The sequence below is a fragment of the Flavisphingopyxis soli genome (genome assembly GCF_007995095.1).
Classification (GTDB): Bacteria; Pseudomonadota; Alphaproteobacteria; order Sphingomonadales; family Sphingomonadaceae; genus Flavisphingopyxis; species Flavisphingopyxis soli.
Window position 1 is genome coordinate 621,382 of record NZ_VOPY01000002.1, and the last position, 21,416, is coordinate 642,797.

The 21,416-nt window shown below is 62.5% G+C and carries 18 protein-coding genes and 1 tRNA gene; 13 read left to right on the forward strand and 6 right to left on the reverse strand.

The window, feature by feature from the left end; genetic code table 11:
* Nucleotides 1-149: 149 nt before the first annotated feature.
* Complete coding sequence (locus FSZ31_RS09590; protein ID WP_147123114.1) at nt 150-608, forward strand: metalloregulator ArsR/SmtB family transcription factor; 459 nt, start codon at nt 150-152, stop codon at nt 606-608.
* Entirely contained in the window at nt 605-3,070 is a 2,466-nt protein-coding gene (locus FSZ31_RS09595; protein ID WP_147123115.1) for a cation-translocating P-type ATPase, read from the forward strand. The genes FSZ31_RS09590 and FSZ31_RS09595 overlap by 4 nt, the downstream gene beginning before the upstream one ends.
* On the opposite strand, the gene FSZ31_RS09600 is transcribed toward FSZ31_RS09595, so the two are convergent.
* The gene (locus tag FSZ31_RS09600; protein WP_147123116.1) at nt 3,049-4,656 is read right to left on the reverse strand and encodes an MBL fold metallo-hydrolase; all 1,608 of its coding nucleotides are present in this window, start codon (nt 4,654-4,656) and stop codon (nt 3,049-3,051) included. The two genes, FSZ31_RS09595 and FSZ31_RS09600, sit on opposite strands and share 22 nt — an antisense overlap.
* A 78-nt stretch (nt 4,657-4,734) precedes the next feature.
* On the reverse strand, nt 4,735-5,331 hold the full coding sequence (locus FSZ31_RS09605) for a VTT domain-containing protein (protein ID WP_147123117.1): 597 nt from the start codon (nt 5,329-5,331) through the stop codon (nt 4,735-4,737).
* 367 nt (nt 5,332-5,698) lie between these two features.
* Between FSZ31_RS09605 and FSZ31_RS09610 the strand changes: the two genes are divergently transcribed.
* Together FSZ31_RS09610 and FSZ31_RS09615 are read left to right on the forward strand one after the other, a co-directional pair.
* Nucleotides 5,699-6,775 (forward strand): NAD(P)-dependent alcohol dehydrogenase, encoded by a 1,077-nt coding sequence (locus FSZ31_RS09610; RefSeq protein WP_147123118.1) that lies wholly within the window; start codon nt 5,699-5,701, stop codon nt 6,773-6,775.
* 103 nt (nt 6,776-6,878) lie between these two features.
* Complete coding sequence (locus tag FSZ31_RS09615) at nt 6,879-7,688, forward strand: universal stress protein (RefSeq protein WP_147123119.1); 810 nt, start codon at nt 6,879-6,881, stop codon at nt 7,686-7,688.
* Between the two features lie 421 nt (nt 7,689-8,109).
* Here FSZ31_RS09615 and FSZ31_RS09620 read toward each other — a convergent pair.
* Nucleotides 8,110-8,199 (reverse strand) — tRNA-Ser (locus FSZ31_RS09620).
* A gap of 173 nt (nt 8,200-8,372) precedes the next feature.
* Here FSZ31_RS09620 and FSZ31_RS09625 point away from each other — a divergent pair.
* The 9 genes from FSZ31_RS09625 (at nt 8,373) to mazG (ending at nt 16,922) form a co-directional block, all read left to right on the forward strand.
* Entirely contained in the window at nt 8,373-9,401 is a 1,029-nt protein-coding gene (locus tag FSZ31_RS09625) for a lytic murein transglycosylase (RefSeq protein WP_408021656.1), read from the forward strand.
* Between the two features lie 128 nt (nt 9,402-9,529).
* Nucleotides 9,530-10,702 carry a D-alanyl-D-alanine carboxypeptidase family protein gene (locus FSZ31_RS09630; RefSeq protein ID WP_147123121.1) on the forward strand — a complete coding sequence of 391 codons (1,173 nt, stop codon included), beginning with the start codon at nt 9,530-9,532 and terminating at the stop codon, nt 10,700-10,702.
* On the forward strand, nt 10,672-11,325 hold the full coding sequence (tmk, locus tag FSZ31_RS09635; protein WP_147123122.1) for a dTMP kinase: 654 nt from the start codon (nt 10,672-10,674) through the stop codon (nt 11,323-11,325). Before FSZ31_RS09630 ends, tmk begins: the two co-directional genes overlap by 31 nt.
* Nucleotides 11,322-12,332 carry a DNA polymerase III subunit delta' gene (locus FSZ31_RS09640; protein WP_147123123.1) on the forward strand — a complete coding sequence of 337 codons (1,011 nt, stop codon included), beginning with the start codon at nt 11,322-11,324 and terminating at the stop codon, nt 12,330-12,332. The genes tmk and FSZ31_RS09640 overlap by 4 nt, the downstream gene beginning before the upstream one ends.
* A gap of 9 nt (nt 12,333-12,341) precedes the next feature.
* Nucleotides 12,342-13,895 carry a methionine--tRNA ligase gene (metG, locus tag FSZ31_RS09645; RefSeq protein ID WP_147123124.1) on the forward strand — a complete coding sequence of 518 codons (1,554 nt, stop codon included), beginning with the start codon at nt 12,342-12,344 and terminating at the stop codon, nt 13,893-13,895.
* 4 nt (nt 13,896-13,899) lie between these two features.
* On the forward strand, nt 13,900-14,682 hold the full coding sequence (locus FSZ31_RS09650) for a TatD family hydrolase (protein ID WP_147123125.1): 783 nt from the start codon (nt 13,900-13,902) through the stop codon (nt 14,680-14,682).
* Nucleotides 14,679-15,443 carry an MBL fold metallo-hydrolase gene (locus FSZ31_RS09655; RefSeq protein WP_147123126.1) on the forward strand — a complete coding sequence of 255 codons (765 nt, stop codon included), beginning with the start codon at nt 14,679-14,681 and terminating at the stop codon, nt 15,441-15,443. The genes FSZ31_RS09650 and FSZ31_RS09655 overlap by 4 nt, the downstream gene beginning before the upstream one ends.
* Before the next feature lie 44 nt (nt 15,444-15,487).
* Entirely contained in the window at nt 15,488-16,039 is a 552-nt protein-coding gene (locus tag FSZ31_RS09660) for a retropepsin-like aspartic protease family protein (protein WP_161595995.1), read from the forward strand.
* A gap of 52 nt (nt 16,040-16,091) precedes the next feature.
* The gene (mazG, locus tag FSZ31_RS09665) at nt 16,092-16,922 is read left to right on the forward strand and encodes a nucleoside triphosphate pyrophosphohydrolase (protein ID WP_236643748.1); all 831 of its coding nucleotides are present in this window, start codon (nt 16,092-16,094) and stop codon (nt 16,920-16,922) included.
* Here mazG and FSZ31_RS09670 read toward each other — a convergent pair.
* The 3 genes from FSZ31_RS09670 to hfq all read right to left on the reverse strand — a co-directional run bounded on the left by FSZ31_RS09670 (nt 16,919) and on the right by hfq (nt 21,316).
* The gene (locus FSZ31_RS09670) at nt 16,919-19,393 is read right to left on the reverse strand and encodes a porin family protein (RefSeq protein ID WP_147123128.1); all 2,475 of its coding nucleotides are present in this window, start codon (nt 19,391-19,393) and stop codon (nt 16,919-16,921) included. The two genes, mazG and FSZ31_RS09670, sit on opposite strands and share 4 nt — an antisense overlap.
* Nucleotides 19,394-19,466: 73 nt before the next feature.
* Nucleotides 19,467-20,792, reverse strand: a complete 1,326-nt coding sequence (gene hflX, locus FSZ31_RS09675; protein ID WP_147123129.1) for a GTPase HflX — start codon at nt 20,790-20,792, stop codon at nt 19,467-19,469.
* Nucleotides 20,789-21,316: an RNA chaperone Hfq gene (gene hfq, locus FSZ31_RS09680; RefSeq protein ID WP_147123130.1), complete on the reverse strand. Its 528-nt coding sequence runs from the start codon at nt 21,314-21,316 to the stop codon at nt 20,789-20,791. Before hfq ends, hflX begins: the two co-directional genes overlap by 4 nt.
* Nucleotides 21,317-21,416: the final 100 nt, after the last annotated feature.

The following is a 21,416-nucleotide window of genomic DNA, read 5'->3' on the forward strand; positions in this document are numbered from 1 at the left end:
ACGCGTATCGCTTCGGCGATACCGATGAACGAGAGGGCGGCCTTCGCGGGCCGCCCTTTTTTATTTGTCCGCAGCACAGGACGTGCCTCGTTGGGTCCCGCCATCTATGTGTTGCTGCGAGATGATGGCCGTCCAGCGACTATCGGCGGATGAGCGTATCGGATCCGATCAACGCTCTGCGCGACAATGCCCCTCATGTCGCTGCGCGGCTCCGGCTACTCGCGCATGCCGATCGTCTGGCCATGCTCTGTCGGATGACGGTTGGCGAAGTCTCGGTCAGCGGACTGGTTGACTTGACCCGCCTCGCGCAATCGGGCGTATCGCAGCATCTCGCCATGCTGCGCGAGGCGGATGCGGTCGCGGCACGAGCCTTAGCCCAAGTACGCCATTACCATATTGTCGAACCCCGCTGCTTCCCCGGCCTTTCCGAAGCTGTTACCCTGGCCCATCGTACATGGTTTCCCAGACTGGCTGTCGTTTCGGGCAGCCTTATCACCGCCTTCGCAAGCGGTCGGTTTGTCTGGGAAAACGCAGCGGCGATCGAACATCTGATGGATGAGGTCCGGCCTGTAAGCACGGCGATGACGAGAAAGGGCCGAGACCGATGAAGCGGACCGTTCCCCCAGAAAGACGAACTCTCATTGAAACGCCGCCGAACCTTGGTTTGTCCGAGGAGGCCGCGACGCAGTTTCAACTGCGCTATGGCGACAATGCGATTGCCGAACGCCCTCAACGCTCGATAGGTTCGCTCGTGCGCAGCGCCGCAACCGATCCGATGATCTGGTTTCTTCTCGCCACGAGCGTATTGTTCGGCCTGCTGGGGCAAATCCGCGAGATGACCGTCCTGTTGGTGGCGATCATTCCCTTGCTGGGAATGGACTTCTACCTTCACCATCGCACCGAAGCATCCATCGCAGGTCTTGCCGGCGTTCTTGCCAGCGAAGCATGCGTTCTGCGCGATGGTGCGGAACGCAGAATCGGAGCCGATGCCGTCGTGCCAGGCGATCTGGCGATCGTTTCAGCCCAGGAAGCCTTTCCCGCGGACGGTGTCATTGTCGCTGGTGAAGGTCTCCAGGTAGAAGAGTCGTCACTCACCGGCGAGGCGTATCCGATCGCCAAAAAGGCATATTCGGGAATCGGAGAGCCCGATGAGGCGTCGTGGTGCTTTGCCGGCACCCGTCTTCTTACGGGAAGGGCGCACGTCCGGATCCTGTTCACTGGCTCGGACACGATCTACGGCGACATCGTCCAGTCGGTCATCGAAGGTCCGACGGACAGGACCCCGTTACAAGCGGCGGTCGGCGACCTCGTGCGGATACTGGTCTATTGTTCGATCGCTCTGTGCGTGCTGCTTGCCGGTGTACGGGTGTGGCAGGGTTTCGGTCTGGTCGACGGAATACTTAGCGCGGCGACCCTGGCGGTCGCGGCCATTCCGGAAGAATTCCCGGTCGTCTTCAGCTTCTTCCTGGGTGTCGGCGTGTTCCGCTTGGCCAAATCCAAGGCTCTCGTCCGCCGGGCGGTGGCGGTCGAGAATATCGGTCGTGTGTCGGCGATATGCTCGGACAAGACGGGAACCATTACCGAAGGGCGCTTGGTATTCAGCGACGCCATTGCCGCTCCCGGAGTGGAAACGGAATGGGTGATGACGGTCGCCGCGATGGCCTCGCGGTCCAACTCGGGCGACCCGCTCGACCAGGCCATCCTTGCCCGCGCCGCGGATCGACAGCCCGAATGGACCCGCGACCATTTCGTCCCCTTCACCGAAGGACGCCGGAGAGAAACCGCGCTCTGGCGCGGGCAACAGGGAGCTACCATGTGGACAATGAAGGGCTCGCCCGAAACTGTCCTCGGCTTATGCGCGATGGATGAAGCCGAGCGGGATCATTGGCTTGATCGGGTAGGGCGGGCCGCCGCGACAGGGAAGAAGGTCATCGGTTGCGCCTGGTCGACCGACGGGGGGGATGGTGACGAGCCTGTCGATGGGTTTCGTCTGGCCGGCCTGATTACCGTCAGCGATCCCGTCCGCGCGGGCGTACAAGAGGCCATAAGCATGGCGCGCGAGGCCGGAATTCAAGTCATCATGATCACCGGCGATCATCCCAAAACAGCCATCGCGATTGCCCGTGATGCGGGTATCGCCGACGAACCCGAAATCATGCTGGGCGACGATCTCGATGCGAAGCTGGCGAAGGCAAGCCCCGCCGCGCTGAGGCGGTTGAGCATCGTCGCGCGCGCCAGCCCGGCCCAAAAGGTGTCGGTCGTTAAAGCCTTGCAGCAATCGGGCCGCATCGTCGCGGTGACCGGCGATGGCGTCAACGACGCACCCGCGTTGCGCGCCGCCGACATCGGTATTGCCATGGGATTGCGCGGAACCCGTAGCGCGCGAGAAGTGGCAGCGATCGTGCTGATGGATGACAATTTCCGTACGATCGTCACGGCTATCGGCGAAGGGCGGCAGCTGTTCAGCAACCTGCGAATGAGTTTTGCATTTTTGCTGATGATCCACCTGCCTCTGGTTGCCAGCGCGGCGCTCATTCCCCTGCTGGGATATCCGCTGCTCTATCTGCCGGTGCATATCGTGTGGCTGGAGATGTTGATCCATCCCGCCGCCATCCTGGGGTTTCAGGCTCTCGCGCCCAAGCGGCTGGACCCGCGCAGCGTATCCTCCCAAGCACGTTTCTTCGGGGCCGGTGCGTGGCTGGTGATTGCCGCAACGGGAACGGGCATTGCGCTGGTCATCATCGCGATATTCATCCTCACGCTTCAGTCGGGGCAGTCGAGCGATTACGCCCGCGCGATGGCGCTGGTTGCGCTGATCGTCAGCCTTGCGGTCGTGCTGCTCGCACTGTCGCGTTTGCGCACGAGAGCTGCCATCGTGGTTGCTGGGGCCGGACTGGGCTCGGCGTTCCTGTTCGACCAGATACCTTCGCTGGCGGTCATTTTTGCAATTCAACCGCTCAAGTTAGGCGATTGGACGATCGCGGCAGTATTGGGCGCGTTGCCCGCGCTGGGCGCCTTGATGCTTTCCAGGCGTTCCGACAAAGCTGCTCAGCGCTCGGGTTCTGGATGATGTCGGGCGATAGTTGCGGTGTAAGAATCGAGTACCTTGCGCATGTCCTCGATCGCCTTTTGCCGACGCTGTTCGTCCTGAATTCGACCAAGGTCGGCCTTCAGCCCGGTGATGAAATCGGCATAGCTGTTCTGCCAGTCGCGTCCGACAACGCGTTGCACTTCAGTTCGTCCCGTCGCCGTCCGCTTGGCCGCCTTGGCGGGGGGCAGGCTGTAACGCTCGCCAATCTCGGGGAGGCGGACCGACTGTTCGGGCGCGCGCTGCTGCATTTCGCGCCGCAGTGTTTCGAGCGCGGCGGGTTCGCCATGGTCGAGGAAAAGGCTGCCCGCAATCGGCCCTCGCGCGGCGATCCAGTCGAGCAGTTCGGCTTGATCGGCGTGCGCGGAATAGTTGTCCACACGACGTATCTGGGCCCTTACGCGGACATCGTTGCCTGAAATGCGCACTGTTTTCGCGCCTTCGAGGATGACGCGGCCGAGCGTACCTTGAGCCTGGTAACCTACAAACAGGATGGTCGAATCGCGGCGATGAAGATTATGGGTCAGGTGATGACGGATGCGGCCCGCTTCGCACATTCCCGACGCGGCAAGGATGATGGCGCCCGAAATCGAATTCAAGCGAATGGACTCGGCCACATCGGTGGTGAAGTGAAAGGAGGGATGCTCGAATATGTTGGCCCCACCAGTGTCTTCCAACTGCGCAGCGTACTGGGCGAAAACGCCCGTAATCCTGTTGGCCAGAGGGGAGTCGACGAAGACCTGAATGTTGGGGATCGAACCGGATTGCAGGAGCGAGGCAATATCTAGCAGCAGTTCCTGGGTCCGTTCGAGCGCGAAGGACGGAATGATCAGGTTTCCGCCCCGGACAATGGCCGCGCGCACTTCGGCTTCCAAAAGCTGGCGTCTCTGCTCGATCGTCACATGTTCGCGCGCTCGGTCGCCATAGGTCGCTTCGCACACGACATGATCGAAACCCGACGGGCCGTCGGGATCGCGCTGGAAGGCCTTGTTGTCCGGACCAAGGTCGCCCGAGCACATGACCCGCGCTTCACCCGCCTCCAGTTCAACCGACGCGGCGCCTAGGATGTGGCCAGCGTTCCAAAGCCGTACCCGGAAACCCTGTACAGGTTCGAACCATTGTTCGAGCGGAACAGCTTTACACAACCGCCATGCGTCCAGCGCATCCTGTTCGGTATAGATTGGATCGAAGGGGACTTCGCCCGCCCTGTCACGGCGACGGTTTCTCCGCGCGACGTCGGCTTCCTGGATCCGGCCAGCATCGGCGAGCATGAACTCGAGCAGGTCGCGGGTCGGCTGCGTGCACCAGATCGCCCCTTTAAATCCCTGCGCCACAAGCTTTGGCAGCATTCCGCTATGATCGATATGGGCGTGGGTGAGGATCACCGCCTTTATCCGGGCGGGATCGAATTCGAATGTTGCCGTATTGAGCATTTCGAGCGAGCGCGACCCTTGAAACATGCCGCAATCGACCAGAATCGACTGTTCGCCATGGTCGAACTGCATGCACGACCCGGTGACCGTGTGCGCCGCACCGTGAAAGGTCAGTGACAAGGATGCGTCGGCCATATCTTCCTCACTTCAATTATCGACCTGCATTCGTCAGGTTGCCGGCATTGCGCCGCCTGTGCACCTAATCTGGACGATCTACGACCTTCTCGCCGGTTCTGCATCGTCCTTATCGAGGACCTTCTGCCAATCGATCCGGGTCAGCAAGACCAAGCCGGCAATTAGAATGACCTGAACCGCAATGCCCACGGGGTTGGTCAGCGTATCGGTCAGGAGCTGCCCGAATGACGATCTCTGTAAGCCCTTCGCCGTCAGTGCGTAGATCGTATAAGAAACGATCCTGCCAAGGAAGAAAGCGACCGTGAAGGGGAGCAGCTTTATTCTCGCCAGCCCGGCCGCCTCGAACAGCTGAGCCGAGGGAATGGGCGAAATAGCGAACAGGATAAGCGCCAATATTCCATTGCGCCGGTTGCGTTCGAACGCTGTGCGCGCCGCTCCGAGGTTGTTGCGCGTCTTTTCCGACACATGCTGGCCAAGCAACCGGAAACCGCTGCCAAGAAGGAAACGCCCCGACGCCGCCGCGACGGCACCGACCAGTATGATCGGAGCGATGGGGAGATCGGTATTGAGGCCGAACAGCACGATGACCGACCAGGTCGGCGGACCGAACGCAGGCATCAGGTTCACCGCCAGGACAATGGCGAAAAATATGAGGAATGAGGTTGGTAGATCCATATTGGAAGATTGCGTTCCTGACTCGTAAAGTCATGATTTATTGCCAATAATCATGGTGCCGCTGAAGCAATTCACGCATTATTGTGTCTGTGAAAGTCCACCCTCAAAGCACTCAGGCACGTGGATTGTATAAGGCGGTACATAAATTGATCGTTCGCTCCGCAAAGTCGGGGCTGAACCTCTTCAAGGCGCGGCACTAGGCGGCCCAAGATGGAGGCCACCAAGCCAGATGATATTTCTTTGTCAGCATGATCCTATCGATGGACCGCAGATATCTCCACTCAGCACTAATACGTATGGTTCGCCGTCCCCCGCGAGGCCATCTTGTTTGAAGGCATGACCATCGCGAAAAGCAGGAGACGGATCGATGCCCGAAAAAATGAAAGCGGCGATCTTCGTCGAGCCCGGTCGGATCATTCTCGGTGAAAAGCCGATTCCCGATGTCGGCCCGCTCGACGCGCTGATCAGGATCACGACTACGACCATCTGCGGCACCGACATCCACATCCTGAAGGGCGAATATCCGGTCGAAACCGGTTTGACGATCGGCCACGAGCCGGTCGGTATTATCGAGAAACTGGGATCGGCGGTCGCGGGATACGAGGAAGGCCAGCGGGTCATCGCCGGCGCCATCACCCCGTCGGGCACGTCTTACGCTTCGATGTGCGGATTCCATTCTCAATGCGGCGGCGCAAAGGGGCATGGCTGGAAGGCCATCGGCGGCTGGCGGTTCGGCAACACGATCGACGGCGCGCAGGCCGAATATCTCCTCGTCCCCGATGCGATGGCCAATCTCGCCCCGGTGCCCGACGGTCTGACGGACGAGCAGGTGCTGATGTGTCCTGATATCATGTCGACCGGCTTCGGCGGTGCGCAATCGGGGAGGATCAAGATTGGTGACAGCGTCGCGATATTCGCCCAGGGGCCGATCGGACTGTGCGCGACGGCGGGTGCGAAGCTGATGGGCGCGACGACGATCATCGCCGTCGAATCGATCCCGGAGCGCGCGGCGATGGCGCGCAGGATGGGGGCCGACCATGTCGTCGACTTCAGCAAGACCGATCCGGTAGCGGAAATCATGAAGATCACCGACTGTCGCGGGGTCGACGTCGCGATTGAGGCGCTGGGGACACAGGCAACCTTCGAAAGCGCCTTGCGGGTGTTGCGGCCGGGCGGGACATTGTCGTCGCTCGGCGTCTATTCGGAGGATTTGAAACTGCCGCTCGACGCGCTCGCCGCGGGACTCGGCGATCACAAGATCGTCACCACCCTGTGCCCCGGCGGCAAGGAGCGGATGCGGCGGCTGATGGAGGTGGTTTCGTCGGGGCGGCTCGACACCCGCCCGCTCGTCACGCACCGCTTCGCCCTCGACGATATCGAAACCGCCTACGAGCTTTTCTCGCACCAGCGCGACGGCGTATTGAAAGTCGCGATCACGCCGTGATGCGAACGGCGCCGCTCCCGACCAAACCTCGCTCGACCGCCAAGGGCGATCATCATGCGCCTTACCTGGAGGGAAACCTGTGACAGAAGTACGATTCAAGATCATGGTTGCCACCGACCTGACCCAACGGTCCGAGGCGCCCTTCGCCCGCGCGATCTCACTCGCGCACCAGCTCGGCGGCGAGATCATCGTGGCGCATGTGGTGGCTCCTGGCAGCCGGAGCGATCGCGATATCGTGGAACGGAAAATGGCGGACTTGATCGATCGCCAGTCGGCGGGGGCGGGGGTTCCGATCGCGGCGAAGGTGCTGCAGGGATCGGTGCCCAGTGCCCTGGCGGAGGCGGCGCAGCAATGCGGCTGCGACCTGATCGTGACCGGGATTGCCCGCTACAACAGCATGGGCGATCATATCCTGGGTACCGCTGTCGATCATTTGGTGCGCCATTCCAAGCTGCCGGTTCTGATCGTCAAGAACACTCCTGGCAGAAACTATGACCATCTGCTTGTTGCGACCGACCTCTCAAACTGTTCGCGCCATGCGCTGGTTTATGCCGCCGAGATGTTTGCCGATCCCCGGATCGATCTCGTCCATGTCTATCACGTGGCGTACAAACCGGTTCTGAGCTCCAAGCTCGTCGCGATAGATGTACAGGCCGAGGCCGAGGAAGAATTGCAGGCCTTTATTGACGATCCCACAATTCCGGCGGACGTGCGTTCGCGGGTCAACGCAAAGGCCGTCAGAGGGGATTTGACCGAAGTTATCGATCAGCGAATGCGTGCCGACGATATCGACCTGCTCGTCCTTGGCACGCACGGGAGGAGCGGGCTTGTCCATGCAATGATCGGTAGCCGCGCGGCCGAGCTTTTGTCGTGGGTCCCCAGTGACGTACTGATGATTCGCGAAAGCAGTTGAATGGATGTCGGGCATGAGCAGGAGCCGGTTGCTATCGGTTTCATGGCCATGCTGAAAGATACGCAGCCATGAAGACCATCGCGACCCTGACGCTCAATCCCGCGCGGGATTTCACGACCGGCAAGCCAGCCGTCCGCCCGACCGAAAGGTGCGGTGTAGCGCGCCGCGCTGCGATCCGGGCGGGGGCGGCATCAACGTTGCGCGGGTGGTCAAGATATTGGGCGGACAGTCGCTGGCGATTTTCCCGGTCTGGGGTCCAGCGGGCGATACCCCCAATCATCGATCTCAATACCCCCAATCTACCCCGACTTGGCTTTGGCTATAGTCGGATTGGTTCGGACTCGATAGGAATCGAAAACCTCTTACTTGTAGAGGTTTAGCGGTAATCTTGGACAGATCCGGATTGGTTCGGAAATACTGGTGGCGGACAGGGTGGGATTCGAACCCACGGTGAGCGCAAACCCACGCTGGTTTTCAAGACCAGTGCCTTAAACCACTCGGCCACCTGTCCACGACGCGCGCCCTGTTAAGCGAGGGGGCAGGTCCGCGTAAAGGGCCGTTGCGTCCATCGGCTCTCGCGCACGATTGGGCCGATCGCGGCAAGACGGACGTTTGCACGGCGGAAGCTTTGTGTAACAAGCGTGCCGACCAACATTTTTACCGATTTAGAGGCTTTCCATGACGATCCGATCTGCGCTGCTCAAGGCTGGCATTGCGCTATTGGCGCTCGCGGTTCCCGCGCTTCCGGCGGCTGCACAGGATAATGCCGGGTTCCAGAGCTACCTGGCGTCGCTGCGCGGCAAGGCGATCGCACAGGGGATCAGTCCAACGACGTTCGATTCGACCGTTGCGAATTTGACCTACAATGCCCGCGTCGTCGAACTCGATCGCGACCAGCCTGGCGGATCGACAAACTCGCCGATTCCTCCGTTCGCGCCATACAAGGCGACGCATGTCGACACGGCGCGGATCAGCGATGGGCGCACCAAATATCGCGCGCTGCGTCCGCTGCTCGCACAGATCGAACGCCAGACCGGCGTGCCCGAAAGCATCATGGTCGCGATCTATGGGCATGAAACGAATTACGGCCGTGTCCTCGGCGGTTTCGACCTGCCGCAGGCACTCGCGACGCTCGCTTATGAAGGCCGACGCCGCGACCTGTTCGAGGGAGAATTCCTCGCGACGCTGCAAATGATCGATCGCGGCGTGCCGCGCAGCGCGCTCAAGGGCAGTTGGGCGGGCGCTTTCGGCTATCCGCAGTTCCTGCCCTCGGTCTATCTGCGTCTCGCGGTCGATGGCGACGGCGACGGCGACAAGGAAATATGGTCGAGCGAGGCCGACGGGCTCGCCTCGATCGGCAATTATCTGGTCAACGCCGGCTGGCGTCCCAACGTGCCGTGGGGTGTCCCGGTCGGCGTTCCCGCCTCGCTCGATCGCGCCAGCCTCGGCAACAAGACCGTCCCGACGCGCTGCAGTCGCGTGCATGAGCGACACAGCCGCTGGATGACGATGGCCGAATGGCGCGCGCTCGGCGTCTATCCGGCCGAAGGGCGCTGGGCGCCCGACGATACGCTGGCGACCTTGCTCGAACCCGACGGCCCCGGCCAGCGCGCCTATCTGCTGACCAACAATTATCGTGTGATCCTCGATTACAACTGCTCGAATTTCTATGCGCTGTCGGTCGGCTTGCTAGCCGACGAGGTATCGAAATGAAGAGCGAAACGCGCCGCCCGCGCCCGGCTTCGCACTAAAAAACCATTGGCCGCGCGGGCGGGTAGGGGGTATCGATCGCCATTGTTTCCGCCATCCGGCGCGCCATCAATTCGTCTCTCAGGAATCCCATGACCATTATCTCCCGTCTTGCTGCATCGTCCGCTTTTGTCGCGCTGCTCGCGCTTCCCGCCAGCGCTGCCGCGCCGCCTTATGACAGCGAAGCGCCGATCGCCTATATGATCGACCTGTCATCGAATGCCGTGCTCTTCAGCCGCGATGCCGACCGCCGCATTCCGCCGGCCTCGATGACCAAGATGATGTCGGTCTATGTCGCTTTCGACCTGATTTCGCGCGGCGAACTGTCGCTCGACAAGAAGATCACGGTGCGTCCCGAGACATGGCAGAAATGGCACGGCCCATCGGCCGGCTCAACGATGTTCCTCTCGCCCGGCGAACAGGTTTCGGTTCGCAATCTGCTCGACGGCATCGTGACGCTCTCGGGCAACGACGCGTGCATCGTTCTGGCCGAGGGGATCGCGGGGACCGAAGAGGCGTTCGCCGGGCTGATGAATCAGAAGGCGAAAGAGCTCGGCCTGAAAAACAGCCATTTCGGCAACTCGATGGGCTGGCCCGACGAGGGCGTAACCTACAGCTCCGCGCACGATCTGGCGACGATCGCGGCAACGACGATCGAAAAATTCCCGCGCCTCTACAGCGAATTTTACGGTCTGCGCGAATTCAGCTGGGGCAAGACGATGGGCGGCGAGGCGATCTCGCAGGGCAACCGCAATCCGTTGCTCGGCAAGGTCGCCGGCGCCGACGGCCTCAAGACGGGGCATACCGAAGAGGCGGGTTACGGCTTCACCGGATCGGCCGAACAGAATGGCCGACGGATCGTGATGGTCATCGCCGGGCTCGACAGCTTCGGGGGACGCGCCAAGGAATCGGTCCGTTTCATGGATTGGGGCTTCCGCGCGTGGCAGACCAAGCCGTTGTTCGACAAGGGCGCGGTCGTCGGCACGGCTCAGGTCCAGATGGGCGACAGCGCGACGGTAGAACTCAAGGCACCGCGCAACCTCGCCGTGACCGTTCCTTCGGGAACCAGCCCCAATGTAACGATGTCGATCGCGTATAACGGCCCGGTCAAGGCGCCGTTCAAGGCGGGCGACGCGATCGCCCAACTGGTCGTCCGGACCCCCGACATGCCGGTCCAGACGATGCCGCTCGTCGCGGCGGAAACGGTCGATGAAGCAGGCTTTTTCCGGCGCGCATGGGTGGGATTCACCTCGCTCTTCACGTGACCGCGCGCTTCATCACGCTCGAAGGCGGCGAGGGGGTCGGCAAATCGACCCAGCTTAGGCTGCTGGCGGAGCTGCTCGAAGAGCGCGGCATTGCCTGCGTTGCGACGCGCGAACCCGGCGGCAGTCCAGGTGCCGAACTGGTCCGGCAAGTGCTGCTCGGCGGCGATGTCGATCGCTGGAGCGCAGGACCAGAAGCGCTATTGTTCGCCGCCGCCCGCGGCGATCACGTCGAAAAGACGATCCGTCCCGCGATCGAGCGCGGCGCCTGGGTCATTTGCGATCGCTTCGTCGATAGCAGCCGCGCCTATCAGGGCATTGCCGGGCAGCTCGGCGACGACGCGATCATGGCGATGCACGCCATCGGCAGCGGCGGACTGTTGCCCGACCGGACGATCGTGCTTTCGCTTTCGGCCGACGAAGCGCGCCAGCGCGCGCGTGCACGCGATGCCGATGGCGGCGACAGGTTTGAACAGAAAGACCATGCTTATCATAAGGCTGTCGTCGATGCCTTTGAAAGTATAGCAGCAGGTGAAAGCAACCGTGTGCGGCTGGTCGATGCGACAGGAGACGTAGCAAAGGTCCACCGCCGGATCGTCGCCGAACTCGCCGATCTGCTACCATGACCTGGCTCGGACACGAAGCTGCCGAACAGGCGTTTCTCGACGCCTGGAACGGCGGACGGATGCACCACGCCTGGCTGTTGGCGGGGCCAAAAGGGCTTGGCAAGGCGGCGTTCGCGCTCCGCGCGGCGCGCTTCCTCCTCGCCCAGGGATCTGCGGCGGCTGACGCGGAGGACCGGACGGCGACCACGCTCGAAGGTTTCGACGACAGCGCCGCGAGTCATCTCATCGACGCCGGCGCACATCCCGAATTCAAGCGTCTCGAACGCCTTGAGAACGAAAAGACCGGCTCGTTGGCGCGGAGCATTTCGGTCGATCAGGTCCGCGCGGCCAGCGCGCTGCTGACATCGACGACGTCGATCAGCCGCTATCGAACGATCATCGTCGACAGCGCCGACGACCTTGAAGCTGCCGGCGCCAATGCGCTGCTCAAGTCGCTCGAGGAACCGCCCGCCAATACCATCTTCTTCCTCGTCAGCCACAACAGCGGACGATTGCTGCCAACCATCCGCTCGCGCTGCAGATTGTTGAATTTCCGTGCGATTGGCGATGACGTCATGGCGTCATGGCTGCGCGAAACGATGCCCGATGCCGGGGCCGACGCGATTGCCTCGCTCACCGCGCTGGCGGGCGGAGCGCCGGCGCGCGCGCTGCGGTTTCGCGACAGCGATCTTGCCTCGGTGTGGCGCGACCTCGAACGCCTGGGTGAACAGGGCGACGCCGATCTCTCGATCACCACGCGCCTGTCACAATCGCTTTCGCTCAAGGGCGCGAACGAAAGCTACGAAGCCTTTCTCGAACTCGCCCCGACATTGTTGTCGCGCGCCGCGCGCGCTGCCGACGGCCGCGGCGCGGCGCTGCTCGTCGATCGCTGGCGCGAGGCAAGCCGGATCGCCTCGTCGGCGATTGCCACGTCCCCCGACAAGGCCCTGACGGTGTTCGAATTGTGCCGCCTGCTGACGCATCGCAGCGACATGGCCGCCCTTTCCAACCAATTCGCGGCGGGCTAGGGGAGGGCGATGAACACAGATCCCGCCGTTGGCACCCCTTTCTACATCACCACGGCGATCAGCTATCCCAATGCTGCGCCGCATATCGGCCATGCCTATGAAGCCATCACGAGCGATGCGATCGCGCGCTTCCGCAAGGCGCAGGGCCAGGATGTCCGTTTCCAGACGGGCACCGATGAGCATGGCCTGAAAATGGCCAAGGCGGCGCGCGACCATGACCGCGATGTTGCCGATTATGCGCGCGAAATGACCGCGGAATTCAAGGCAATGTGCGATGGCCTGGATATCGGTTATGATCGCTTTATCCGAACCACCGACGCGGACAACTACGCCGCCGCCACCGCGCTGTGGAAGGCGATGGCCGACAATGGCGACCTCTATCTCGGCCGGTATGAGGGCTGGTATTCGCTGCGCGACGAGGCGTTCTACGACGAGTCCGAACTGGTTACCGCGCAGACCGGCGAAAAGCTCTCGCCACAGGGCACCGCGGTCGAATGGACCGCCGAGGAAAGCTGGTTCTTTCGCCTGTCAAATTATCAGCAGAAACTGCTCGATCTTTATGATTCACGGCCGGATTTCGTGCGGCCGGCCGGACGGCTCAACGAAGTTCGGCGCTTCGTCGAGGGCGGGCTCAACGACCTGTCGATGTCGCGCACCAGCTTCGACTGGGGCGTGCCTGTGCCGGGCAGCGACGGCCATGTCATGTACGTCTGGGTCGATGCGCTGACCAACTATCTGACCGGTCTCGGCTATCCCGATAATCCCGATATGGTCGCACGTTACTGGCCACATTGCGTACACAATATCGGCAAGGACATCGTCCGCTTTCACGCCGTCTATTGGCCGGCCTTCCTGATGAGCGCGGGGATCGACCTGCCGCATGGCATATTCGGCCACGGCTTCATCCTTCATCGCGGTGAAAAGATGTCGAAATCCTCCGGTAACGTCATCGATCCGATGACCTTGGTCGAGCGCTATGGATCCGACGCCGTCCGCTATTTCCTGCTGCGCGAAGTCGGCTTCGGCAACGACGGCAGCGCGTCGGAAGAAGCGATCGTTGCGCGCTGCAATGCCGATCTGGCCAACAATCTCGGCAATCTGGCACAGCGCAGCCTGTCGATGATCGCCAAGAACTGCGACGGCGCGATCCCCGCTGCAACCTCACCCGACGCCGCCGACGCGGCATTGTTCGCTACCATTAATCGTTGTTACGGCGAAGCGGTTGAAAAAATGGCGGGTTTTGCGATCAACCAGGCGCTCGAGGCGATCTGGGAGGCAGCGTCTGCCGCGAACCAGTATTTCGCCGATCAGGCACCCTGGGCGCTGCGCAAGACCGATGCCGCGCGCGCCGATACCGTGCTTTACACCGCCGCAGAGGCGGTCCGTCGCCTCGCGATCATGGCGCGCTGGGCGATCCCGCGCTCGGCCGATGCCTTGCTCGACCAGCTTGCGGTCGGCGCCGGAGATCGCGACTTCGCCGCGCTCGATCGACCGATCGAGTCCGGGACGCAACTGCCAGCACCGAACGGCGTTTTCCCCCGGCTCCAGCTGGTCGAGGCCTGACCGCATGCTCGTCGACAGCCATTGCCACCTCAATTACGAAGGTCTTGTCGACGATCAGGCTGGCGCGATCGAACGCGCACAAGCTGCTGGAATAAAAACGATTCTTAACATCTCCACCCGCCAGTCGGAGTGGGATGCGGTGATCGCCACCGCCGATCGCCATGATAATGTCTGGGCGACCGTCGGCATCCATCCGCACGAAGCCGATTCCCATGTCGACATCGATACCGCTCTCCTGATCGATTCCACCAGCCACCCTCGCGTCGTCGGAATCGGCGAGACCGGGCTCGATTATTATTACGACCACAGCGACCGCGAACAGCAGAAACGCTCGTTTCGCGCACATATCGCTGCCTCGCGTGCTACCGGCCTGCCGCTAATCGTCCATACCCGCGATGCCGAGGACGACACCGCCGCGATCATGGCCGAGGAGATGGGGAAGGGGGCCTTCCCCGCCGTTATCCACTGTTTCACCGCGAGTGCCGATTTCGCCCGCAAGGCGCTCGACCTGGGCGCCTATATCTCGCTTTCGGGGATCGTGACGTTCAAGAACGCGCGCGACCTGCAGGATACGGCCAAGACGATCCCGCTCGACCGGCTGCTGGTCGAAACCGATTCACCCTTCCTGTCACCGGTGCCGCATCGCGGTCGACCGTGCGAGCCGGCCTATACCGCCGACACCGCGCGCTTCCTCGCGACCTTACGCGAAACCGAATTCGACGCGTTGGCACAGGCGACGAGCGCCAATTTCTTTCGCCTGTTCGCCAAGGCAACCGCGCCCGCATGAAGGCGACCGTTCTCGGTTGTGGAACATCGTCGGGTGTCCCGCGGATCGGCAACGACTGGGGCGATTGCGATCCGAACGAGCCGCGCAACACCCGCAGCCGTCCGTCGATCGTCGTCGAAAGCGCGACAACCCGGATCCTGGTCGATACCTCGCCCGACCTGCGCGGGCAGCTCCTCGCTGCCCGGATCGACCGCGTCGACGCAGTGATCTGGACGCACGACCATGCCGACCATTGCCACGGCATCGACGACCTGCGGCAGCTCTATCACGTCAGCGGCACACCGGTTCAGGGCTTCGCGCGGCGCGCCACGCTCGACAGCCTGACGCGGCGCTTCGCCTATGTCTTTGCGGGCAATGCGGGTTATCCGGCGACCTGTGAACCGCACTTGCTCGAGGACGTGGTGCGGGTTGGTGACATCGACGTTGGCGTGATCGATCTGCCGCATGGCCCGATCACGACCGCGGGACTGCGCTTTGTGGGCGAGGACGGAACGATCGGCTATGCAACCGACTTTTCCGCGCTCGACGACGACGCGATCGCCTTCTTTTCCGGCCTTGATGCCTGGATCGTTGATGCGCTGCGCGAACGCGAGCATCCAACGCATCCGCACCTTGCACTGACGCTCGCCGCGATCGAGCGATGCCAGCCCAAACAGGCCATCCTCACACATATGGATCAATCGATGGATTATGCGCGACTGATCGACACCCTCCCCGGCGGCATTGTCCCGGGGCATGACGGGCTGGTGGTAACGGCATGAACGGCGATCAGTGGCCCGAACTGGTCTGGTATGTTGGCGCGCTCGTGCTGGTCGGCAGCGCACTTATTGCCAGGCGAGTAAAGTTCTCAGCCATGCTACGTTACATATTGGTCTGGATAGCTATTTTCATGGCTGCCTATGGTCTGTTTCTGTTCCGCGACGACCTCGCCAGCGTCTGGGCGCGGGCGCGCGCCGACCTTGGCGGTGCGCCCGAAGCGAGCGTGTCCGGCAGCGAGGTAATCATCCGGCGCGATCCCGACGGGCATTTCTGGGTCAATGCCAGCGTCAACGGCCTGGCAACACGCTTCCTGATCGACAGCGGCGCGACAACGACTTCGGTTTCGCGCGAATTTGCCGAGCGCGTGAAGCTGAATGTCGATAATGACGGTTACCCGGTGCTTGTCGATACCGCCAATGGCGAAGCAGTTATGCGCCGCGGCAAGATTGACCAGCTCGTTGTCGGATCGATCGTGGTAGAAGGCCATCACGTGCTGGTCGGCGATGCGATTGGCGATGTCGGTGTGCTAGGAATGAATTTCCTGTCGGGGCTCAAGTCATGGCGGGTGGAAGGGGCGTCGTTGACGCTCACGCCGTGACACCCCCGGTACCAGCCTGTATTTTACATAATATATATTATCGGACTAATTGATGGAAACCAAGAGCGACGATCATATGGCTTCCGGCCATCCCCTGTCGCAGCTCATTGCGATCATGAAGCGGCTGCGCGATCCCGATGGTGGCTGCCCGTGGGATCTTGAACAGGATTTCGCGTCGATCGCGCCCTATACGATCGAGGAAGCCTATGAAGTCGCCGACGCGATCGCGCGCAACGACATGGCCGATCTGCGCGACGAACTCGGCGACCTGCTGTTCCAGGTCGTCTTCCACGCGCAAATGGCATCCGAGCGTGGAGCGTTCGACATCGCCGATGTCGCCGACGCAATCGTCACCAAGATGATCCGCCGCCATCCGCACGTGTTCGATCCCGCCAACGACGGTAGCGCGATCGCCACCGCGGGCGACCAGATCAAGGCATGGGAGGTGATGAAGGCGGCCGAACGTGGCGGCGCCGATGCCGGTACGCTCGCCGGCGTCGCGCAGGGCCTCCCTGCCCTGATGCGCGCGCAGAAGATCCAGCGCCGCGCCGCGCGCACCGGCTTCGACTGGCCCGATGTCGCCGGTCCGCGCGCCAAGATCGTCGAGGAACTGGCCGAAACAGACGCCGCCACGAACGACGCGGAACGCCACGAAGAGCTCGGCGACCTGCTCTTCTCTGTTGTCAATTATGCGCGCCATATCGGCGTCGATGCCGAACACGCGCTGCGCGACGCCACCATTAAGTTCGAACGCCGCTTCAATGCGGTCGAGCGCGACCATGACGGAGCCCTCACCGACCTGTCGCCCGAGGCGCTCGACACGCTGTGGGAACAGGCCAAGGCCTCGCTACGTGACGATCAGGCTCGGTCGCGGACTTCCTAGAACTGCTTGCGCAGGCTGATCTCCACATAGCGGCCGACGGGGTCGACGAAGCCTCGCTGATAGCTGAGCGGGACGATGCCGTTCTCGTCGCTGACACGCTGGTAACTGTTGGTCAGGTTGTTGACCGACAGGCGCAGGCGCGTGTGCTTGAGCCAGGGGTGCGCCTCGACCAGCTTTTCCTTCTGGTCGAAGTCGAAAAAGGCGCGCAGGTCGAGGTTGAACTTGCTGCCGAAATCGAGCGTCGAGCCGGCCGGAGCGATCGCGGTACCGCCATCGACACGGGTCGCGCTGCCGTACGAGAGCCGCAGGAAACCGCCCAAACCGTCGTAGAACGCCCCGGCGTCCGTGCTAACCGTATGGCGCGCCTGCCCGCCGCCCGATCCCGTCGCCGAGCCGTCCAGCAAATCGAGCACGGGCAGGCCGTCGCGGATGAATATCCGGTCACGCAGATAGACAGTGTCGTAGAGCGAAAACCGATAGTTGAGCTTGGGTTTTTCAGCTGGGCCGCCACCGGGCCGTCCCCTCCCCATCATTGGCGGTCCGCCTCCGCGTCCACCGCCGCTCGAATAATTGAGGCCAACGCGGATGCGATCGGTCTCTTCGCGCTGGAAATTGATCGGTCGCAAATCGACCGAGATTAGTTGGCCAGCGGAATCGCGGACGACGCGGTCTGGAAAGGCCGACTGGATTGCGGCGGTCAACGTGGGGAAAGACGAGATCGGGTTGTCGTTCCGCTCGCGGATGTAGTTGGCGACGAGCGACAGGCCATCGGGTTTCTTGAGACGAACGTTGATGCCGAAGTCGAGAACGTTGCGCCTGTCGGCGGTCAGCGCAGGATTGCCGCCGGTGATCGTCGGGATGACGACGGTGGTATTGGTGACGTAATCGAAGACGAAACTGTTGGGATTCACGATGACCGGGCTGCCGAGCTGCGACAGGCTGGGCGCGCCCTGTTCGGTCGACGACGAGGCAGTGAACTGGACCGCGTCGATCGGCGCGAAATTGAGGCCGTAGCCATAGGTGGTCAGGCCGCCGAAATCGCTGAGGTCACGATAGGCGATGTTGGCGTTGACCGACAGCGAGCGGGCAAAGCCGAGCACCCCTTCGCCATCGCGGGCGAGCGGGATATCGAGGCTGGCCTGCGCGTTCTTTTGCCCGCGCGTCAGGTCGGCGGTAGCAACCGCGCCGCTGCGGACCGATCGACTGCGAATATTGAACTGCTGGAACCCCGTTGCGAGCGACAGGTTCACCGGGCCGGCGGCGGTATCGAATACCGGGCCATTGGCATTGGCGACGATTTCGAACGTACGGTTCCTGCTGTCCGCAGTATCGGGATCGCGTGAAACCAGAGCAACTGGCGGGAAGATGGCGTTCAGATCGCCCCCGCCCGCAATATAAGCCTGCGCCGCGACCGGATCGAGGCCGCGCTGCGTTATGGTCGTGCTGTGGACGATATCGTAATTGCCTGTCAGCGAGCCCTTCCATTTGCCCAGCGAACTGTCGACCAGCGCGCCGAGATGACCCGTTGTCGTCCGGCTCGACTGGTCGAGCGCGCCATATTCGGGAAAGCTGCGCGTGAAGACGCTGTCGTCGCTCTGGGTGAAGGGCACCGACGCCAGGCCGAGCAGCGGATTGCGGCTGGCCAGCTCGAGCGTGGCGTTAAGCGTCGCCGAAGTAACGTCGCCGAAATAGCGATTGACGGTGCCTTCGAGAGTGAAATCGTCCGATGCGCTCTGCAGCGTGCGATAGGGCGTCTGGTCGATGGCGTCGCTGGTCGTGGGCACGGTCGCAATGCCGCGCTGCGCCTGCGTGATCGCATTGTCGCGCTTGTATTCGCTCGACAGGTTGATCCGCGAGTTGGGCGCCAGCTTGACCACCGAGCCTTCGTATTGCTGGTGAAATCCGCCCCCTCCGTCGGTCGGGGCTCCGGCCTCGACCTCAAGCGTGACCGCCGCGAAATTGGGCTTGAGGATGAAATTGACGACGCGCTGGTCGGCCGCATAGCCGAATTTCAGCGCGACCTGTTCGGGCAGGACATCGACCCTCAGGATAGCCTCGGACGGAATGTTGCGCAGCTCGCGAAAGCTCGAAATGCGTCGCCCGCTGAGCAGGATGACGGGCTGTCCGCCGCCCCTCCCCCGCCCGCCTCCTACCTGCGGCGCAATTGCCGCGAGCAAATCGCCGATCGACGACGCGCCGTATGAGGCGACGTCCTTTTCGCTGAGCTGCAGTTCGGGTTTGACGTCGGTGTCGACCGCGCCGCGGATCCGCTGGCCAACCACGACGATATCGCCCGGCTGCGTCTCGCTTGCCGGGGCGTCGCCGGACTCAGCCGTCTTGGCGGCGTCGTCGGCAGGAGGTTCTTCGGACGAGGACGGCGGCGTGACCTGCGCCATCGCGGGAGCCGAGGCGCCACTCGCCAGAAGAATCGCAAGCGTAAGGAGCGACGTGCATGCAGACAGGGTTTTCATGAGATGTTCGATCCAGCCAGTGTTCGAACAACCCGCTATGGCCGAGATGTGTCAGACATTCGCCAGCCTTGGACTAGCCTGCGACATTTTCCTGTATCGCGGTGAAGCGGGCGTGATCGGCCCGTGACAGGCGGACTCTTACCACCAGCCCGCCTTCGCCATCGGCGGTTTCCTCAAGCACTTCGCCGTTCTGGTGCAGCCAGGCGCGCGCGCGGCCGTCATTGGCCGGTATCGAAAGCGTGTATTCGGGGCTGAGTGCGGTCAGCGCGGCAGACATCGCCTCGCGCAGCGACGCGATCCCCTCGCCCGTGATTGCCGACACGACGGCGCTATCGACGCTATGTGCCGCAAGTTCCACAATCGCTGCGCGCCGCTCGGGGTCCTCGACGAGGTCGATCTTGTTCAGCACTTCGATATAGGCCGCTGCATCCTCGCCGGCGAAATCCATGCCGAGCTCGGTGAGAACGGTCATTACGTCATCGCGCTGCAGTTCGCTGTCGGGATGCGCGATATCGCGGACATGGACGACGAGGTCGGCCGACAGCACCTCTTCGAGCGTCGCGCGAAACGACGCGACGAGTTGCGTCGGCAGGTCTGACACGAAGCCGACGGTGTCCGACAATATCGCCTTGTCGATGCCCGGCAGCGATATCGCGCGCATCGTCGGATCGAGCGTTGCGAACAGCATGTCGGCGGCGAGCACGTCGCCCCCGGTCAGCGCGTTGAACAGCGTCGATTTGCCCGCATTGGTATAACCGACGAGCGCGATCACCGGCCACGGCGCACGCTGGCGCCGGTCGCGATGGAGCGCGCGGGTGCGCTTGACCGTCTCGAGTTCACGACGCAGCCGCGCCATGCGATCGCGGATCATCCGGCGATCGGCCTCGATTTGCGTCTCGCCGGGGCCGCCGAGGAATCCGAAGCCGCCGCGCTGGCGTTCGAGATGCGTCCAGCTGCGCACCAGGCGCCCCTGTTGGTAATCAAGATGCGCGAGTTCGACCTGCAGCCGGCCCTCGGCGCTGACCGCGCGCTCGCCGAAAATTTCCAGGATCAGGCCGGTGCGATCGATCACCTTGGCGCCGAACGCCTCTTCCAGATTGCGCTGCTGAACCGGGGTCAGCGCGGCGTCGACGACGACGAGCTCGATTTCGCGCTGCGCATAGTCAGCCTTGAGCGTGTCGATCTGCCCCGAGCCGAGATAGGTTGCTGGGCGGATCGTGCGGACACGCAATACGTCGCGCGCCACGATGGTCACCGCGATCGCTTCGGCGAGACCGCAAATCTCTTCGAGCCGCGCATCGCCTCCGCGGGCACCGGCCTCACTCGAATCGGGAACGATGACAGCGGTTTTCGCGCCGCGCGCGACCTCGCTGCGCTCATCGCCGGGTTGTGCGCTCAAGCGTCGTCATCCCCGGATGCGTCATTCGTCGCGGCATCGTCGGCATCGTCATCGTCGGGCACGGCCGCCAGCTTGACCGGCGACTGAGGCTGGACGGTCGAAACCGCATGCTTGTATACGAGCTGATAATGACCGTCGCGTTCGAGCAATATGCAGAACAGGTCGAACGCTGCGATCCGGCCCTGCAGCATGACGCCGTTGACGAGGAACATCGTGACCGGCTCTTCTTCGCCCTGCACCGCGCCGAGGAATATCTCCTGGAGCGAAGGCGTGCGCCCGGCAGGCCGCGCGGACAGGTTGAGATCGTCGAAACCGTCCCACTGCGTCGGCATGACGGTGGAAATGGCGTGCTTGTAAACCAGCTGAGACTGGCCGTCGCGACGCAGCAACACCGAAAAATTGTCAAACCAGGTGACAATACCCTGCAGCTTGACGCCCTTGACCAGGAACATCGTTACCGGCGCCTTGGTCTTGCGCAGCGAATTGAGGAACACATCCTGCAAATTGTTCTGTTTATCGGGCATCGTCGGTCCTTAACGATGGCGGCAGGCCGCGCGCAGCAAACACCGCTGCAGCACAGGCAAGTTACGCCTCTGTGCCTAGTATAGGTCGCCGCTGCTCACT

Bases quoted from the DNA above. Each gene is read 5' to 3' on its own strand.
- FSZ31_RS09610 (WP_147123118.1), top strand. From the start codon at position 5,699: ATGCCCGAAAAAATGAAAGCGGCGATCTTCGTCGAGCCCGGTCGGATC.
- hfq (WP_147123130.1), bottom strand. From the start codon at position 21,316: ATGCCCGATAAACAGAACAATTTGCAGGATGTGTTCCTCAATTCGCTG.
- FSZ31_RS09600 (WP_147123116.1), bottom strand. From the start codon at position 4,656: ATGGCCGACGCATCCTTGTCACTGACCTTTCACGGTGCGGCGCACACG.
- FSZ31_RS09595 (WP_147123115.1), top strand. From the start codon at position 605: ATGAAGCGGACCGTTCCCCCAGAAAGACGAACTCTCATTGAAACGCCG.
- FSZ31_RS09605 (WP_147123117.1), bottom strand. From the start codon at position 5,331: ATGGATCTACCAACCTCATTCCTCATATTTTTCGCCATTGTCCTGGCG.
- FSZ31_RS09630 (WP_147123121.1), top strand. From the start codon at position 9,530: ATGACCATTATCTCCCGTCTTGCTGCATCGTCCGCTTTTGTCGCGCTG.
- tmk (WP_147123122.1), top strand. From the start codon at position 10,672: ATGGGTGGGATTCACCTCGCTCTTCACGTGACCGCGCGCTTCATCACG.
- FSZ31_RS09640 (WP_147123123.1), top strand. From the start codon at position 11,322: ATGACCTGGCTCGGACACGAAGCTGCCGAACAGGCGTTTCTCGACGCC.
- FSZ31_RS09615 (WP_147123119.1), top strand. From the start codon at position 6,879: ATGGTTGCCACCGACCTGACCCAACGGTCCGAGGCGCCCTTCGCCCGC.
- FSZ31_RS09670 (WP_147123128.1), bottom strand. From the start codon at position 19,393: ATGAAAACCCTGTCTGCATGCACGTCGCTCCTTACGCTTGCGATTCTT.
- FSZ31_RS09650 (WP_147123125.1), top strand. From the start codon at position 13,900: ATGCTCGTCGACAGCCATTGCCACCTCAATTACGAAGGTCTTGTCGAC.
- FSZ31_RS09590 (WP_147123114.1), top strand. From the start codon at position 150: ATGAGCGTATCGGATCCGATCAACGCTCTGCGCGACAATGCCCCTCAT.
- metG (WP_147123124.1), top strand. From the start codon at position 12,342: ATGAACACAGATCCCGCCGTTGGCACCCCTTTCTACATCACCACGGCG.
- FSZ31_RS09655 (WP_147123126.1), top strand. From the start codon at position 14,679: ATGAAGGCGACCGTTCTCGGTTGTGGAACATCGTCGGGTGTCCCGCGG.
- mazG (WP_236643748.1), top strand. From the start codon at position 16,092: ATGGAAACCAAGAGCGACGATCATATGGCTTCCGGCCATCCCCTGTCG.